We start from the raw sequence: 15,691 nt of genomic DNA, 5'->3' as shown, positions 1-15,691 counted from the left end.
GTTTAGTTTGCCCCAGTGTAGATGCGTGACCAGTCTTGCGCCATATCGACAATGATCCATCCCTTGTCAGGACCCCGATCCAGCCCATCTGCCAGCTTTCCGATCGGGCTTTCGCGGTCATAAGCCCATTCGCGTTCGGCGTCCGTGTGGTGGATCAGAATTCCCAAACGCGGACCATCACCCGACGTTGTCCAATCCAGCATAGCGAAATCTCCGTCCGAGTTGCCTGCGGCCAGAATAGGGCGTCTGCCAATCGTGCGTTCGATATTGATCGGCTTGCCTTCCTTGTCATCGATGAAGGCTAGCCCCGGTGCCTTGATGATCGTCGGGTTGCCGTCGATCACCTTATAGGTGCTGTCTGCATAGCTCCCCAATATCTGTTCCGGCGGGATACCATATGCATCCTCGGCAAAGACGCGCATGAAATGTATGCCGCCGCCGGATACGATGTAGGTCTTGAAACCTTCGTCACGTAGATAACGCAGCAACTCGACCATCGGCTGATAGGTCATCTGGTCATAACGAAGGCCGGTGCCCGGGTGGCGTTCGGTTTCCAGCCACTGCGCAACAGCTGCCTGAAAGTCTTCGACGCTGGTGCCAGAATGCGATGCGTTGACAACTTCGATCAGCGCCTCATGCCCGCCTTCAAGAACGGTCGCTAGATCACCCTTTGCAGCAGCTTCCAGAGCAGGAGTTGTCAGGATCGACGGGTCCCGCTTGGCCAGATCGGCCAGACGATCCATGGCGAAAAGGAACTGGAAATACACCGGCTGTTCGGCCCAAAGCGTTCCGTCATTGTCGAATACGGCGATCCGGTTATCCGGCGTCACGTAACGCATTGAGGCAGGGTCGGTTACATCGTCAACAAACGAAACGATTTTCGCTTTGGATTCTAGATTGTTCCATGAGGTCAAGGGGTCAGCGATGGCGACCGTCGCTCCTAGCACACTGCACAATATCAAAAATAGACGCACGGATTATTCCTCAATTTTCAACCGCTAATGAGAAGGGCCGGGGCCCCGGTATCGGGACTCCGGCTTTGCTGTGTCTTGGATCAAACAGTCAGGTTCACGGTGCGCCCGGAGGTGACGTCAACTTCTCCATCACCTTGTCGAGGCTGAAGCTCGCCGCTTCCTGTCGGGGTGGGTATTCCTTGAAGGTTTCAAGGAACTGCGCGACATAGGCCTGCGCAGGTACCAGCATGTAGGCACGGTCGAGCATCCAGTCATAGTAGGTGTTCGATGTGCGGTAGCCACGCTCGTACGGGTCGCGTCGCAGGTTGGTGATCAATGGCACGCGCAGAGGGGTCAGTGGCTCCATCCAGGCGCGCAAAGTTGCCCATGCCTTCTGTTCCAGGAAGGTGATTTTCCAATCACCGAAGCGCAGTGCCGCAAGGTCACCATCGTCCGTGAAATAGAAGATTTCCCTGCGCGGACTCTTGTCTGTTTCGCCGGTCAGCAACGGCAAGATGTTGTAGCCATCCAGATGCACGCGATAGTCGCGCCCGCCGCCAACTTCGGCCACGGTGACACCTTCCAGAAGATCTTCTTTCACGGTTTCGTTGCCAGCTGCAGCCAGGAATGTCGGTAACCAATCCATATGATGCACGATCTCGTTCGACACAGCACCTTCGGTAATCTTGCCGGGCCACCGAACCATGGCAGGTACGCGCCATGCGCCCTCCCATTGGGTATTCTTTTCACCCCAGAACGGGGTCATCGCGGCATCTGGCCAGGTATTCATGTGCGGACCATTGTCGGTCGAGTAAAACACGATGGTCTTGTCGGCGATGCCCAGCTCATCCAGCGCAGTCAGGAAGTCGCCAATATGCATATCATGTTCGATCATGCCAGCCGTATACTCATCTACCTGCTTGCCGACGATTTCATTGGCCTTTGCCCATTTCTCTTCGGAAACATGCGTGCGGAAATGCATCCGGGTGCCTGACCACCAGACGAACCACGGCGTGCCGCTTTCCTCTTGTTTGCGGATGAATTCAATCGCAGCCGCCGCGGTTTCATCGTCGACCGTTTCCATACGCTTCTTGGTCAGCGGGCCGGTATCCTCGATCTCACCACCCGCTGTCGACTTGATTACACCGCGCGGGCCAAAAGCTTGTCGGAAGGTTCTGCCATCGGGCAGAACAGCATCATTGGGATAGTCGATGTTTTCCGGCTCTTCCTCGGCGTTGAGATGGTAGAGGTTGCCAAAAAATTCGTCAAAACCGTGGTTTGTCGGCAGATGTTCATCCCGGTCGCCCAGGTGGTTTTTTCCGAACTGACCCGTGGCGTAGCCTTCCGCTTTCAGAAGGCCCGCAATGGTCGGGTCTTCGATCTGCATGCCTTCCTCAGCGCCCGGCAGGCCAACTTTGGACAGGCCCGTGCGGAAAACGGATTGCCCCATGATGAAAGATGATCGCCCAGCCGTGCACGACTGTTCACCGTAGTAATCCGTGAACATCATACCTTCTTCGGCGATACGGTCGATATTGGGTGTCTGATACCCGATCAACCCCCGCGTGTAGGCCGAGATGTTGGACTGACCAACATCGTCGCCCCAGATCACAAGGATATTCGGTTTCTGGTTCTGCGCCCAGGCGGGTATGGCCAGTGTCAACGTGGCGGTTACCACGGCAAGTCGGCGCAAGTTACTGCGCCAGGTGCCGGATAGCGAACGTGGAGGTAACATGGTTTGCTCCTGATCTGAGAGGATCTTGGCGACCCCAAAGGAAATGAATCACCCGGCGTTCAAATGCATGAACAACGCGGCAGCAAAGTGTTGATTCCCATATTGAAAATCTTTGGTAGCAGGAATCGAACACCATTAGCATAGGTTACTTCTTGCGTCGGAAACTCATCATATGATTATATCGCAAAGTACAAATGTGAGACAAAATGAATAATCTGAAGCTATTACGAAACACCGGATGGTTCAGTGAACGCTCGTCAGAGTTTCAGGCCGATTTGGCAGCCCTTGGCATACCGAAATCGGTAGAGGCGGGAGAGACGCTGTATCACTATGGTGATCCGGCAAATGGTATCTACGCGATTCTCAGCGGTGGTGTGCAGATAACGGCCCCAGCGGATGATGGTCAGGAGTTTGTGCTTCACCGCGACGGCGCTGGGTTCTGGATCGGCGATCTGGCTTTGTTTGCAGGTGCGCTGCGTCTGGTCAGTGTTATCACGACGCAAGCCACTCAAGCCTTGTTTTTCCCAAATTTAAGCATCTCGCGGTTGATTCAGAACAATCCTGACTACATCCGGGATTTCTATGCGTTGACGCATGAGAATATGCGGACCGCTTTGCGCATCATGGCAAATCTGGCTGTGACGGGAACGGAAAAGCGGCTGGTCTTGAGGTTGCTTCACTTGGACGAGGGGACCTCGAAAACCGATGGATGGATTGATGTTTCCCAGGACGATCTGGCGGCGATGATTGCTGTATCGCAACCGACTTTGCACAGGAACCTTCACCGGCTTGTGGATTTGGGGTTAATCGAACTGGGGTATGGCCGGGTTCGACTGCTGGATCGGGGCGCATTGATAGCCAGTTGTCAGACCTGAGGTTTCGGGTCGTGACACCGGTATGCGGTCCAACATACGCGGACAGGCTGGCGGCTGTGTACGGCACCCGACGAACTTAAGCCTACGCCACGCCGCAGTTCAGTTATTAGCACGCGCCTGACCGTCCTCCTCGCCCAATTGGCCGTCCAGAGACATCAGGATCGCGACCGGGCGTAAAGCAGGGATGTGGCTGAACACGATCAGAATACAGACCGTCAGTGGCACGCTCAGGAAAGCGCCGATCAGGCCCCAGACAGTTGTCCAGAATGTCAGCGCCAGAATGACAAGGAATGTCGACATGTTCAGCGAGCGGCCCAGCATGGCCGGATCAAGGAAGTTACCGATCAGGAATTGAAGGGTGCCGCACCCAAATAAGATGATCAGAAACGGAACGATCGTATCAAACTGAACAAGCGCGATCATGGCCGGAAAAAACACCGCTATGATCGACCCGATCGAAGGAATGAAGTTCAAAGCAAAGGTCAAAACGGCCCAGGTTTCCGCATATTCCAAACCAAGGGCCCTGAATACAAAATAACTGATGCCCGCTGTGATCAGGCTGATCAGGGTCTTAACCCCAACATATCGTTGCAGGCTGATCGATATGGCATCAAGCATGGTCGCAAAATCAGCGCCAGTTTGGGGGTCGCCAGCCGCAAGTTGAATTTTCTTGCGAAAGGCCAGACGCTCGGCCATCAGGAACGCGACATAGAGGCTGATCAGAAAGAACTGGTTCAGTAGAGACGTAGCGCTGCCCAGCAACAGGCGTGCGACATAGGTCATGTCGATGCTGACCAGATTGTCGCGGATGAAAGTGGTGACGTCGTTGCCGACAAGACCGGTTATGCGCTCAACCGCCCCGTCGAACTGGTTTTCGTACGTGCTGACGGACCGTGCAAACTGCGTTGCCTGACTGCCCAGCACGTACATGATCATGAACAAACCCGCCAGAACGATGGTCACACCAGCGATATTTGCCAGCCAGACTGGAGCGCGGGTTAGCGCGACGACGCGGTCGCTCAGCGCAATGATCAGAACGTTGACCAGCAGTGCCATGGCAAGCGGGATCAGGAAGTTCGCTCCCGCATAAAGCCCCAGCACCATCAGCGCCGCGATAATGCAGGTGTCGCGGACAACAGACAGTTTTAGCCTGGGGCGAGCCGTGAAATCTTCCTGATCCGGGATCATTCAGTATCCTGTTTATCTGTTCTTAAGCAGGCTAGTGATCGTCCCGCTTTGCCCAATCCTGCACCTGCATTCCGGTTTTAGCAATGCAGTCAGCGGTTTGCAGACCGGCTTTTGTCACTTTGATACCGATGACGGGTTCTGTGTTTTATTTCGGCGGGTTAGGGTTGCAGGATGACAAAACCCACGATTCCCCCATTTGGCCGCCCGCTTCAGGCGTTATGGCTGGCACTTCGCCGGTTCGTCAGGAAAAACGGACCTGTCATGAGCAGCCATGTCGCCATGTCGCTGATGATGGCCCTGTTTCCCTTTGTGTTGTTCACCGTGGCGCTGGCAGGGGCATTGTCGCAGGACTATGTTACCGATGAGCTGATTGATCTGCTGTTCGGGGCATGGCCCAGGGATGTTGCCGACCCGATCGTGGCCGAGCTGCGTGCGGTTCTGGCCGGGGCGGGGTCGGGTGTGATTACGCTGGGTGGTCTGCTTGCAATCTACTTTGCGTCCAATGGGGTTGCCGCAGTACGCGCTGCCATGAATCAGGCCTATCACGATCAGGACAGTTGGCCTTTTTGGAAAACCCGGCTTTTGTGTCTGGTTCTGGTTATCCTTGGCGGTTCGGCAATCCTTGTTATTGCAACGGTCGAGGTGGTCTTGCCAGTCTACACGAAACTGGTGGCAGAGCATACCGAAGCTCCGGTAGCGGACTGGCTGTCCGTAGATCGCCTGCGGTGGACGTTTACCGTGGCCGTTCCGGCAGGCACTGTCCTGCTGGCACATCTAATTCTGCCAACCCGCAGGCACAGCCTGACCCAGATCCTGCCCGGCGTCATACTGACATTGGTTTTGTGGGCAGCTGGCGGATGGGCATTTTCAGTCTATATCAGTCAGTTCGCCACCTACAGTGCCACATATGCGGGTTTGGCCGGGGCAATGGCTGCGCTGATTTTCCTGTATCTGTGTTCTGCGATGCTGATCCTTGGTGCTGAATACAACGGCGCATTGATCGACCTTCGGAACGCCGCTGCAGGAGATATGGCATGAGATTTGCCATTCTGGCGGCTTGTTTAACCCTCGCAAGTGAAGGGCAGGCGCAGTCACTGGAATATGTGGGCTCAGATCGGTGTTCAGACTGCCATCAGCACGAGGCCGAGGCATGGGCTTCGTCTCATCATGCCTTGGCCTGGACAGAAGTTGGCGACGGCCATCTGGTCGCCGAATTCGATGGAACCCGGTTCGTGCAGAACGGGATGACGGTTGAATTTACTAAACAGGCAGACAGGTTCACAGCTCGTGTAACGGAAAAAGACGGAGCGACGACGGCATATGATGTGCATTCCGTCGTTGGAATCGCACCTCTACAACAATATCTGTTTGAAACCGAACCGGGGCGGTTGCAAAGCTTTGATGTGGTTTGGGATACCGAGCAGAAGCGCTGGTATCACTTATACCCCGATCAGGATCTGCCACCAGAAGACGGGCTGCACTGGACGGGCCCTTACAAGAACTGGAACGCGCGCTGCGCCGAATGTCACGCCACAGGGTTTGAAAAGAACTACGACGCGCAATCCAGAACATACTCTTCCCGACAGGCCGAGATTGGTGTTGGCTGCGAAGCCTGCCATGGACCGGGGTCAGCTCATATCGATTGGACCAAAGGGCAGAGCGTTACTGAGGGGCTGAGTGATACAGGCTTTTCGATGAGCTGGGGAAAAGGTCAGACCGAGGCCGAGATCCAGCAATGCGCCGGGTGTCATTCGCGGCGCGAGGCACATGGCAACGGAAACCCTTTGCCGGGAACCTCGTATCATGATGCCTATAACCTGGCTGTGTTGCGGCCCGGTTCGTATCATCCGGACGGGCAGATACTGGATGAGGTCTACGTTTACGGCTCATTCCTGCAATCCAAAATGTATGCCCGAGGGGTCGGGTGCATGAACTGCCACGAGCCACACAGTGCGCAGTTGAAGGCCGAAGGCAACGGTATTTGTACCCAATGTCATTCCACGGCCGGAAACCCTGATTTCCCGACGCTGGCGAAACAGGAATACGATACACCCAATCACCATCATCACGTTACGGATAGCGCGGGTGCCCAGTGCAAAAGCTGCCACATGATCGAACGTACATATATGGGCGTGGACGGTCGCCGGGATCACAGCTTTCGCGTGCCGCGACCGGATTTGGGATTGGGGGCTGATGCCTGCACTGATTGCCACCAGAATAAGGATCAGGTCTGGGCTGCCAGCCGGATCAAAGGCTGGTTTCCTGACACAGCCAATCGGGCCCCGCATTATGGCACGGTGTTCAAAGCTGCTGCCGATGGCCATTTGAACACGCCAGAGGGTTTGATTGCTGTCGCAACGGACCCCTCGCAACCCGCTATCGTGCGGGCAACAGCAGCGTATCTGCTGCAACCTTTTGGCTCGCTTGAGGTTGCCGCGTATACAGCGCCACTGTTGCAGGAAGACGATCCGCTGATACGCGCAAATGCAGCAGCCTTGCAGCGTCAGGCGAGCCCAACGGATCGTGCGCAAAGGTTAGAGCCCCTTTTGTCTGATCCTTTTCGCAACGTTCGCATAGCCGCCGCCAAGGAATTTCTGAGTATCCCTCTTCAAGCTCTGACATCTCAGCAACAGGATCTGGCCGGGGAGGGGATGGCCGAGTGGCAGGCGGCGATCTCGAACAGGCTGGATGCCCCGGAAACACATCTGGTTCTGGGGGGGATGGCCTTGACGCTGCGCAACGCCCCGGCTGCCGAACGGGCATTTCGCGAGGTTGTAGCGCTGGATCCTCAGCGCGCCGAAGCGTGGCCCATGGTGGTGCAGCTGGCACAGATCAATCGCGGCCCGGAAGCCGCACGTATCGCCCTGCGAGAAGCCTTGGGCAGATTGCCCGATGACCCGGCCTTGCTGCAATTGCTGCAACAACTGGGGCCCTGATCCGGCACAGGTTTGCCCGATTTGTTCCAACTTCACGGCAAAATTTCACGCTAACAGCATTTCAGATTTGCTGTTTTGAGGTGATGTATGTCCGCGGATTCAACAAGACAGAAAGCAACCGGGACGAACCCCGCTACGCTGGCGCAGCGCATTGAAGAGCTGCGCAATCGCGAGCCTGTATATGTTTCGCACGGGGATACACTGATGTTGCAGGGTATGGCCGCGACGTCGCTGCGCGAACAACGGCTGACCGGGAACCGTATCCGATTGGAAGATTAAGTTCAGCCGCGAAACCCGGTTGCCACAACAAATTTTTCTGAACTGTCCGAACGTGATGCGGGCGGTTTCACATGCGCCACTTTCTGAAATTTCTGCTTCAGAAGTTTTTGCAAATCGCCCTCGGCACCGCCGGCAAGAACCTTGGCTACGAATGTGCCACCTTCTTCCAGCACGTCAAACGCGAAATGGGCCGCAGTTTCACACAGTGCGATGATCCGAAGATGGTCGGTCTGCTTGTGACCCGAGGACGCCGCTGCCATGTCTGACATCACCACATCCGCTTTGCCACCCAGCCAGTCCTTGACCTTCTGGTCGGCGTCATCCTCCATGAAGTCCAGCACATGAGTATCGGCACCCGCAACCGGTTCGACTTCCTGCAAGTCGATGCCCAGCACAGTTCCGATCCGTTTCCCTGACTTTTCGCCAAGCGCGTTTACGCGTTTGACTGCAACCTGGCACCAGCCACCGGGCGCGCACCCCAGATCAACAACCCGTGCTCCGGGTACGAGAAAGCGGAACTTGTCGTCTAGCTCCTTGATCTTATACGCGGCCCGCCCCCGGTATCCTTCGGTCTGGGCGCGCTTCACATAGGGATCGTTCAGCTGTCGTTCGAGCCAGCGGGTCGAACTCAGCTTGCGACCACGTGCGGTTTTTACCTTTACCTTCAGGTCACGCTGACCGCGACCCGAGTTGTTTTTGCCAGTTGGTGTCTTCGCCATCAGAACGGTCCGTCTTCCAGTACCCCGTCCGCGCTCATCTGTGCATAAAGCAGGCCCTCGCGTAGCCCCCGATCTGCCACGGAAAGGCGATCAGTGGGCCAGCAGCGCAACAATGCCTGCAAAATGGCTGAGCCGGACATGATCAGGGCCTGCCGGTCTTCACCAATCCGAGGATCCCGGCGGCGCCCATGAGGGCCGAGTTCTAAATACCCGCGTATCACTTTGTCAATCTGATCACTGGTCATACGCAGCCCGTCAACCTTGGTCCGGTCATAGCGCTTCAGGCCAAGATGCGATGCAGCAACCGTTGTGACAGTTCCGCTGGTGCCGACGATCTGAAAACCTTCGCGGGTCTGTTCATCTTTGTAAGGTGCGAAATCGGCCAGGTTTTCTTCGAAAAACCAGCTCATCAATGCAAAGCGAGCGGCGTCGTTTTCGACGTCATTGAACTGATCCCGCAACGTGGCAACACCCAGCGGTACGCTGATCCAGTCTACAACTTTTGCAGCCGGAAAAGGGCTGTCGACCGTGTGAAATCCGTTGTGCAAACGCATGATCGCAGCCGGGCGGTCACGGCGAGGGACGGACGAAATGTCGATCCAGACCAGCTCGGTCGAACCGCCGCCAATATCGACAACCAACAGCTGTTCGGTCTTGGTGGACACCAGCGGGGCGCAGGAGATCACCGCCAAACGGGCTTCTTCTTCGGGTTGGATGATTTCAAGCGTCAGTCCGGTTTCGCGTTTGACCTGTCGGATGAATTCGCGGGAATTCTTGGCGCGGCGGCAGGCCTCGGTTGCGATCAGACGCATCCGTTTTACTTTGTTCCGCTTCAGCTTTTGTTGACAGATTCGCAGCGCCTGAACGGTGCGTGCCATCGACGCCCGCGACAGACGTCCGGTGCGTTCCAGACCCGCGCCCAGCTGCACGGACTTGGAGAAGCTGTCAACCACATGAAACCCGCTGCCCTTGGGCTGGGCTATCAACATGCGGCAACTATTTGTTCCCAAATCCAGAGCCGCATACAGGGCATCCGGATCGGGTCTTGCCGGCGCGGGGCTTTCGACCGCTTTCGGGAACGCGCCCGCACCTTTGGGACGCTTGGGCGCCATCGTAACGCCCTCCGATTTTCGAGTTGATTTGACCCTAGGCGGGGCGTCGTCGACGTGCAAGCGATTTCCATTTCAAATTTGGCTTGGATGTCACACGCCGTTCATACTGAGGTGCGATTTGATCTTTGATCCCGGTTGAGGGATTCTTGATCGCAATCAGCCGCAGACGGAGCCTGCCATGAAAGATAAACGTGTCCTGACCTTTGACGAATTCGATGAAATGGTGAACCCGCGCCCAGAGGAATGTGAGTTTGACCGCGTCGTTGAACGTGCCCTGTCACGTCGTGGATTTCTGGGCGGCGTATTGGCGGTGGGAAGTTTCACGGCTTTGGGCGGGTCGCTGCTTCCAACTGGTGCGCGCGCAGCCGCAGATCGATTTGCGTTTGAGGCGATTCCGGCGTCAACTGCCGATGACGTCATCGTGCCGCCGGGCTACAAGGCCGAGGTGATGGTGCGCTGGGGCGACCCGCTTTGGTCTGATGTGCCCGAATTTGATCCGGCCACCCGTGGAACCGCTGCCAGCCAAGAGCGCGCATTTGGTGATAACACCGACGGTCAGGATGTGTTTTTGCACGAGGGTCACGTTCTACTGGTCGTGAACAACGAATACACCAATCGCGATATCCTTTGGGGCAACAACCCGGACGCCAAAGCCGCCTCGGATGACGATGTCGCCAAAGGCATGATGGCGCATGGTGTGACGGTGGTCGAGATTGCGGTTACCGACGGCAAATGGGGCATCGTCAAGGATAGCTCGTATAACCGCCGCATCACGCCGCAGACAGACATGTCATTGACGGGGCCTGCCGCTGGCCATGATCTGCTGAAAACTGCCGCCGATCCGACAGGCACCATCTGTAAAGGCACCTGGAACAACTGTGGTAATGGCATGACCCCATGGGGGACGTATTTGGCCTGTGAAGAGAATTTCAATGGTTACTTCTCGACTGAGGACGAAAAACATGAGGTCAGCGCCGAACTTCAGCGCTACGGCGTTTCGTCCAAGGACTGGGGATACGGATGGGCCGGAATTGACGAGCGTTTCGACGTCTCGAAAAACCCTAACGAGCCGAACCGCGCAGGCTATGTTGTCGAAATCAATCCGACCGAGCCGACCTCGACCCCTCGTAAGCTGACCGCGCTCGGTCGGTTCAAGCACGAAAACGCCGAGGCCATTGTGAACAATGACGGTCGTGTCGTTGTCTACATGGGTGATGATGAACGGGGCGAGTTCCTGTACCGCTTTGTCTCGGAAGGTTTTTTTGCCGCTGGGGTGGACACGCATGCGCTGCTTGAGAACGGTACGTTGTCGGTTGCAAAGTTCAACGACGACGGGACTGGTGAGTGGCTGGACCTGACCCCCGAAACAACTGGTATGACGTCGCAGGCCGAAATCTGCATCCATACGCGGCAAGCAGCATCGGCTGTTGGCGCGACCACCATGGACCGCCCGGAATGGGTTGCGGCCAACCCGAACGCGCCCGAGGTCTATTGCTGCCTGACCAACAACAAGAACCGCGGTGTGAAACCTAATGCCGGTGGCGACGACACTTCGGTCAACGGGCCGAATCCGCGCGAGGCGAACAAATACGGTCAGATCGTGCGCTGGCGCCCTGAAGGCGGAGACCATGGCGCATCGGGTTTCGAATGGGACCTGTATGTACTGGCCGGAAACCCGACCGTGCATCAGGATGCGTATGGCGGTTCGGACAATGTCAACGCCGACAACATGTTCAACTCGCCCGACGGTCTGAAGTTTGACAGCAACGGCCTGCTGTGGATCCAGACCGACGGCAAATACAGCAACGAGGGCGACTTCGAAGGGCAGGGGAACAACCAGATGCTGGCAGGCGACCCGGTTACCGGTGAAATCCGTCGTTTTCTGGTTGGCCCGAACGAGTGTGAGATCACTGGGCTCAGCTGGTCGCCGGATCGCCGCACCATGTTTGTTGGTATTCAACACCCCGGTGAAGACGGTAATAGCCACTGGCCCGACGGTGGTAACTCGGTTCCACGTTCAGCCATCATTGCGGTTACTCGTGAAGACGGTGGGTTGGTCGGTTAACCTTGGCAAGACGCGTTGAAACAAGCCTCGGGCGGGTCATGCCGTCCGGGGCTTTTTGTTCATTATGCAATGCTCTCATAGTGACAATGAGAATTTTGGTATGCGTTTTTGCCGCGAGACGGGTTAAAACCCCGCCACGCCACCGTGGGCGAAAACGTCGCTTGAAAAGCGCCGGGTGTCGAAAACCGACCGACCAATCCCCACATTGAAGTTTAGAACCGGCCCATCGGGTTAGGAGGAATCACAGTAATGCCTGACGTCACCATCGTGTACTGGCGCGACATTCCCGCTCAGGTCATCGTCGGCAAAGGCCGTCGCGGCGCGAAGCGGCAACTGGAAGAACGGTTCGAGCAAGCCATCGACCGCGCCGCCATGAAGGTAAACGCCAAGGACAGTGATGCCTATCTGGCCGAATGGCGCAAGGCCGAGCCTTTTGCAGTTGATGGCGACCCGGCAGAAGTAGCCGAGGCCGAGGCCCTGCGTCTGGAAAAGGAATACGATCAGGACCGCATCAAAGCGCTGATCGCAAATGACGGTTGGGCATAAGCCCGTATCTTAATGGGAGGCCTCAATGGCTTTGCTGAACTTCAAGAAACGTGATGTGGTCGAAAACAGCCCTGTGAACCCGAACGTCGAAGCCTTCCTGCAAGGCTATTCGATCGAGGTCATGCCGCGGACCGCCGAAAAGGTCGAGGATTTCCGCGCGCTGCTGCCCGAAGGCACACGCGTCTACATTGCTCATATCGAAGGCACCCCGATTGAAGATATGGTCAAGACAGCCAAGCGGATTGCAGCCGAAGGCTATCCTGTCATGCCCCACTTCCCGGCGCGGATCATCAAGGATGCGGCGACCTTGGAAAACTGGATCTCGATGTACCAGGGTGAGGCGGGCGTCGAGCAGGCGCTGTTGCTGGCCGGTGGCGTGACAAAGCCGCATGGCGATTTCGACAGTTCCATGCAGCTGATGGAAACCGGTCTGTTCGACAAGGCAGGGTTCAAGCGACTTCATGTTGCCGGTCACCCCGAGGGTAACAAGGACATCGATCCCGATGGGTCCACCAAGAACGTCGATGACGCCCTGCGCTGGAAACAGAAATTCAACGAAACCACGGATGCCGAGATGGCCCTGGCAACTCAGTTTGCCTTCGATGCCAAGCCGATCATCGCCTGGGCGGATGGTCTGAAAGAGGCAGGTATCGACCTGCCCATCCACATTGGTATCGCCGGTCCGGCCAAACTGCAGACCCTGATCAAGTTCGCAATTGCTTGCGGCGTCGGCCCGTCGCTGAAAGTTCTGCAAAAGCGCGCCATGGATGTGTCGAAGCTTCTGTTGCCCTATGAACCGAACGATGTTGTGACTGAATTGGCCAACCACAAAGCGGCCAACCCGGATTTCAACATCACCAACGTGCACTTCTTCCCGCTGGGCGGGATCAAAACCAACGCCAACTGGGCGATCAATAATGGCGGTGCCTCGGCGCAGCCTGCAAACTCCTAAGGAACGGACATGACCCGTACAGTCTTAGAATCAAAAACAAAAACTGCCGTTCTGGGCTTTGATGAACCGTTCTGCGTGATCGGAGAGCGGATCAACCCGACCGGTCGGAAAAAGCTGGCGGCCGAACTGGAGGCAGGCGATTTCTCGACCGTCGAGAAGGATGCGCTGGCGCAGGTGATGGCGGGCGCGACCGTTCTGGATATCAACGCGGGCGTCGTCTACAACTCGAACCCCAACCCGAACGAGACCGAACCGCCACTGATGCGCAAGATCGTTGAGCTGGTACAGGGTCTGGTCGAAGTTCCGCTGTGTATCGACTCGTCGGTACCCGGTGCTCTGGAGGCGGGTCTTGAGGCGGCGGAAGGTCGCCCGCTGCTGAACTCGGTCACCGGTGAGGAAGAGCGCCTGGAACTGGTTCTGCCGCTGGTCAAAAAATACAATGTTCCTGTTGTGGCAATCTCGAACGACGACACAGGTATTTCGGAAGACCCCGATGTCCGTTTCGAAGTGGCCAAAAAGATCGTTCAGCGTGCTGCCGATTTTGGAATCCCCGCGCATGACATCGTTGTTGACCCGCTGGTCATGCCGATTGGCGCGATGGCAACAGCTGGTCAGCAGGTGTTTGCTCTGGTTCGCCGCCTGCGCGAGGAACTGGGTGTGAACACCACCTGTGGCGCATCCAACATCTCGTTCGGCTTGCCGAACCGCCACGGCATCAACAATGCCTTCCTGCCGATGGCAATGGGTGCCGGCATGACCTCGGCGATTATGAACCCGGTGGCTCTGCCAGTGACGCAGGCAAAAATTGCCGAGAAAAAAGAAGCCCTTGCCGCAGCTGGCATCATTCTGCCAGAAGGTATGGATGACGAGGCGTTTGTTCAGATGTTCGGCCTGGGCTCCACCAAGCCGCGCGCCGGTAAGGAGATGGAGGCCATCCGCGCCGCCAACCTGCTGACCAACAACGACCCGCATGGTGGGGAGTGGATCAGGTTCAACAAATCACCTGACGAGGCCGGTGGCGCAGCCGGTGGTCGTCGCGGCGGTGGCCGTCGTCGCCGCGCCTGATTGCATCAACAAAGACAGCTAAGGCCGGGCACTGTGCCCGGCCTTTTCGTTTGACCCTGATCAATGTCGATTTTGCGCAAGGGTTCAGGATATCCTGAACCGGGACGCAACGATCAGGTGGCACGATGAGCAAACATCACCCCCCGAAACTCTCAGAAGCGAATCTGACCAAGCGGTTGGGCAAAAAGGAGTATTTCGAGCAACTGATTGATCTTCAGGCCAAACTGGCCAGGATTCAGCAAGCGTATCTGTTTCACGGGCTCAAGGGTGTGCTGGTGTTCGAGGGATGGGATGCGGCAGGCAAGGGGGGAACCATTCGCAGGATCAGCCAGGCTCTGGACCCGCGCAGCTTTAAGGTCTGGCCAATTGGGGCACCCAGGAACTACTACCTCAACCGGCATTACCTGCTGCGGTTTTGGGAACGTTTGCCACCGTCCGGAGCGATATCCGCATTTGACCGCAGCTGGTACGGGCGCGTGTTGGTTGAGCGGATCGAGAACCTGACCCCGGAAACGCGCTGGCGCGCTGCCTATCAGGAAATCAATGATTTCGAACGCATGCTGGTCGACGATGGTGCCCGGATCGTCAAGCTGTTCTTCCACATCTCTGAAGATGAACAGATGCAGCGGTTTACAGAACGGCTAAGAAACCCGTTGAAGCGCTGGAAGTTGACGTACGAGGATTTCCGGAATCGCGAGAAATGGGATGTTACCGAGGTCGCCGTGGATGAAATGTTGGCCCGGACGTCAACCGATCTGGCGCCGTGGCACGTAATACCGGCCAATAACAAAAGATATGCGCGCATCAGCGCCATGAAGGCCATTGTCAAAGCGTTTTCAGCAGGGGTCGATCTGAACCCGCAACATCTGGACAGCCGTACGCTTGAGGCGGCCATCCAGGCTTTGGATGTTGAAGACTCGCTGATCGACAGTCTTCGTGCGCGGACTGAGTGACATTTTCCGGGCGAGCTGAAACGATCTGGCTTGCGCGTCAGGGAACTCTGGTTATATCTCAGAGGTGCGGCGGGTATGATGTAATGGTAGCCTGTCAGCTTCCCAAGCTGAACGCGCGGGTTCGATTCCCGCTACCCGCTCCAGAACTCTCAGGTAAGACGGCGATTTCCGGTGAAGGCCTGCTCTGGCAGGCATGGGGGTCGTTTCGGGACGTTCCACCAAATTGATTTATGCCTGTAGATAGTTCCGGTTTGGGGCATCCCCCTTGCGATTAGTAGGATTCCGGGCGTCTTATGATAGAGTGACCCCATCA

14 protein-coding genes and 1 tRNA gene are annotated in these 15,691 nt (G+C 56.7%); 10 read left to right on the top strand and 5 right to left on the bottom strand.

All coding sequences use genetic code 11. The features are described from left to right. Positions 1-2: 2 nt before the first annotated feature. Both AC2FLU_RS08720 and AC2FLU_RS08715 read right to left on the bottom strand, forming a co-directional pair. Positions 3-839, bottom strand: a complete 837-nt coding sequence (locus tag AC2FLU_RS08720; protein WP_496808784.1) for an HAD family hydrolase — start codon at positions 837-839, stop codon at positions 3-5. Between the two features lie 229 nt (positions 840-1,068). Continuing rightward, a complete protein-coding gene (locus AC2FLU_RS08715) occupies positions 1,069-2,688 on the bottom strand; it encodes an arylsulfatase (RefSeq protein ID WP_496811940.1) in 1,620 nt (539 codons plus the stop codon). A gap of 206 nt (positions 2,689-2,894) precedes the next feature. Between AC2FLU_RS08715 and AC2FLU_RS08710 the strand changes: the two genes are divergently transcribed. Then, positions 2,895-3,563 carry a Crp/Fnr family transcriptional regulator gene (locus AC2FLU_RS08710; RefSeq protein ID WP_480472899.1) on the top strand — a complete coding sequence of 223 codons (669 nt, stop codon included), beginning with the start codon at positions 2,895-2,897 and terminating at the stop codon, positions 3,561-3,563. A 99-nt stretch (positions 3,564-3,662) separates the two neighbouring features. Here the strand turns inward: AC2FLU_RS08710 and AC2FLU_RS08705 are convergent, their stop codons facing one another. After that, the gene (locus AC2FLU_RS08705) at positions 3,663-4,751 is read right to left on the bottom strand and encodes an AI-2E family transporter (RefSeq protein WP_480472897.1); all 1,089 of its coding nucleotides are present in this window, start codon (positions 4,749-4,751) and stop codon (positions 3,663-3,665) included. Between the two features lie 171 nt (positions 4,752-4,922). Between AC2FLU_RS08705 and AC2FLU_RS08700 the strand changes: the two genes are divergently transcribed. From AC2FLU_RS08700 to AC2FLU_RS08690, 3 genes are all read left to right on the top strand, one after another. Beyond that, the gene (locus tag AC2FLU_RS08700; RefSeq protein ID WP_496714290.1) at positions 4,923-5,789 is read left to right on the top strand and encodes a YihY/virulence factor BrkB family protein; all 867 of its coding nucleotides are present in this window, start codon (positions 4,923-4,925) and stop codon (positions 5,787-5,789) included. Next, a complete protein-coding gene (locus tag AC2FLU_RS08695; RefSeq protein ID WP_496811939.1) occupies positions 5,786-7,687 on the top strand; it encodes a cytochrome c3 family protein in 1,902 nt (633 codons plus the stop codon). Before AC2FLU_RS08700 ends, AC2FLU_RS08695 begins: the two co-directional genes overlap by 4 nt. 87 nt (positions 7,688-7,774) lie before the next feature. Continuing rightward, complete coding sequence (locus tag AC2FLU_RS08690) at positions 7,775-7,966, top strand: hypothetical protein (protein WP_480472891.1); 192 nt, start codon at positions 7,775-7,777, stop codon at positions 7,964-7,966. A gap of 2 nt (positions 7,967-7,968) precedes the next feature. Here AC2FLU_RS08690 and AC2FLU_RS08685 read toward each other — a convergent pair whose 3' ends face one another. Together AC2FLU_RS08685 and AC2FLU_RS08680 are read right to left on the bottom strand one after the other, a co-directional pair. After that, on the bottom strand, positions 7,969-8,685 hold the full coding sequence (locus tag AC2FLU_RS08685) for an RlmE family RNA methyltransferase (protein WP_496714286.1): 717 nt from the start codon (positions 8,683-8,685) through the stop codon (positions 7,969-7,971). Then, entirely contained in the window at positions 8,685-9,797 is a 1,113-nt protein-coding gene (locus tag AC2FLU_RS08680; protein WP_209503859.1) for a Ppx/GppA phosphatase family protein, read from the bottom strand. The genes AC2FLU_RS08685 and AC2FLU_RS08680 overlap by 1 nt, the downstream gene beginning before the upstream one ends. 178 nt (positions 9,798-9,975) lie before the next feature. Between AC2FLU_RS08680 and AC2FLU_RS08675 the strand changes: the two genes are divergently transcribed. The 6 genes from AC2FLU_RS08675 (at position 9,976) to AC2FLU_RS08650 (ending at position 15,521) form a co-directional block, all read left to right on the top strand. Beyond that, the gene (locus AC2FLU_RS08675) at positions 9,976-11,862 is read left to right on the top strand and encodes a PhoX family protein (protein ID WP_496714283.1); all 1,887 of its coding nucleotides are present in this window, start codon (positions 9,976-9,978) and stop codon (positions 11,860-11,862) included. 249 nt (positions 11,863-12,111) lie between these two features. Next, the gene (locus AC2FLU_RS08670) at positions 12,112-12,408 is read left to right on the top strand and encodes a virulence factor (protein WP_209503861.1); all 297 of its coding nucleotides are present in this window, start codon (positions 12,112-12,114) and stop codon (positions 12,406-12,408) included. A 25-nt stretch (positions 12,409-12,433) separates the two neighbouring features. Continuing rightward, positions 12,434-13,360, top strand: a complete 927-nt coding sequence (locus AC2FLU_RS08665) for a methylenetetrahydrofolate reductase (RefSeq protein WP_496714282.1) — start codon at positions 12,434-12,436, stop codon at positions 13,358-13,360. A gap of 9 nt (positions 13,361-13,369) precedes the next feature. After that, the gene (locus AC2FLU_RS08660) at positions 13,370-14,425 is read left to right on the top strand and encodes a methyltetrahydrofolate cobalamin methyltransferase (protein ID WP_496808786.1); all 1,056 of its coding nucleotides are present in this window, start codon (positions 13,370-13,372) and stop codon (positions 14,423-14,425) included. Positions 14,426-14,550: 125 nt separating this feature from the next. Continuing rightward, the gene (locus AC2FLU_RS08655; protein WP_496808787.1) at positions 14,551-15,378 is read left to right on the top strand and encodes a polyphosphate kinase 2 family protein; all 828 of its coding nucleotides are present in this window, start codon (positions 14,551-14,553) and stop codon (positions 15,376-15,378) included. A 69-nt stretch (positions 15,379-15,447) separates the two neighbouring features. Further along, a tRNA-Gly gene (locus tag AC2FLU_RS08650) sits at positions 15,448-15,521 on the top strand. Positions 15,522-15,691: the final 170 nt, after the last annotated feature.

Source organism: Ruegeria sp. SAZD013 (assembly GCF_059612525.1).
Note: the sequence above shows the minus strand (reverse complement) of the source record. Positions and strands in the feature narration are given on the sequence as shown.

Bases quoted from the DNA above. Each gene is read 5' to 3' on its own strand.
- AC2FLU_RS08720 (WP_496808784.1), bottom strand. From the start codon at position 839: ATGCGTTACGTGACGCCGGATAACCGGATCGCCGTATTCGACAATGAC.
- AC2FLU_RS08715 (WP_496811940.1), bottom strand. From the start codon at position 2,688: ATGTTACCTCCACGTTCGCTATCCGGCACCTGGCGCAGTAACTTGCGC.
- AC2FLU_RS08710 (WP_480472899.1), top strand. From the start codon at position 2,895: ATGAATAATCTGAAGCTATTACGAAACACCGGATGGTTCAGTGAACGC.
- AC2FLU_RS08705 (WP_480472897.1), bottom strand. From the start codon at position 4,751: ATGATCCCGGATCAGGAAGATTTCACGGCTCGCCCCAGGCTAAAACTG.
- AC2FLU_RS08700 (WP_496714290.1), top strand. From the start codon at position 4,923: ATGACAAAACCCACGATTCCCCCATTTGGCCGCCCGCTTCAGGCGTTA.
- AC2FLU_RS08695 (WP_496811939.1), top strand. From the start codon at position 5,786: ATGAGATTTGCCATTCTGGCGGCTTGTTTAACCCTCGCAAGTGAAGGG.
- AC2FLU_RS08690 (WP_480472891.1), top strand. From the start codon at position 7,775: ATGTCCGCGGATTCAACAAGACAGAAAGCAACCGGGACGAACCCCGCT.
- AC2FLU_RS08685 (WP_496714286.1), bottom strand. From the start codon at position 8,685: ATGGCGAAGACACCAACTGGCAAAAACAACTCGGGTCGCGGTCAGCGT.
- AC2FLU_RS08680 (WP_209503859.1), bottom strand. From the start codon at position 9,797: ATGGCGCCCAAGCGTCCCAAAGGTGCGGGCGCGTTCCCGAAAGCGGTC.
- AC2FLU_RS08675 (WP_496714283.1), top strand. From the start codon at position 9,976: ATGAAAGATAAACGTGTCCTGACCTTTGACGAATTCGATGAAATGGTG.
- AC2FLU_RS08670 (WP_209503861.1), top strand. From the start codon at position 12,112: ATGCCTGACGTCACCATCGTGTACTGGCGCGACATTCCCGCTCAGGTC.
- AC2FLU_RS08665 (WP_496714282.1), top strand. From the start codon at position 12,434: ATGGCTTTGCTGAACTTCAAGAAACGTGATGTGGTCGAAAACAGCCCT.
- AC2FLU_RS08660 (WP_496808786.1), top strand. From the start codon at position 13,370: ATGACCCGTACAGTCTTAGAATCAAAAACAAAAACTGCCGTTCTGGGC.
- AC2FLU_RS08655 (WP_496808787.1), top strand. From the start codon at position 14,551: ATGAGCAAACATCACCCCCCGAAACTCTCAGAAGCGAATCTGACCAAG.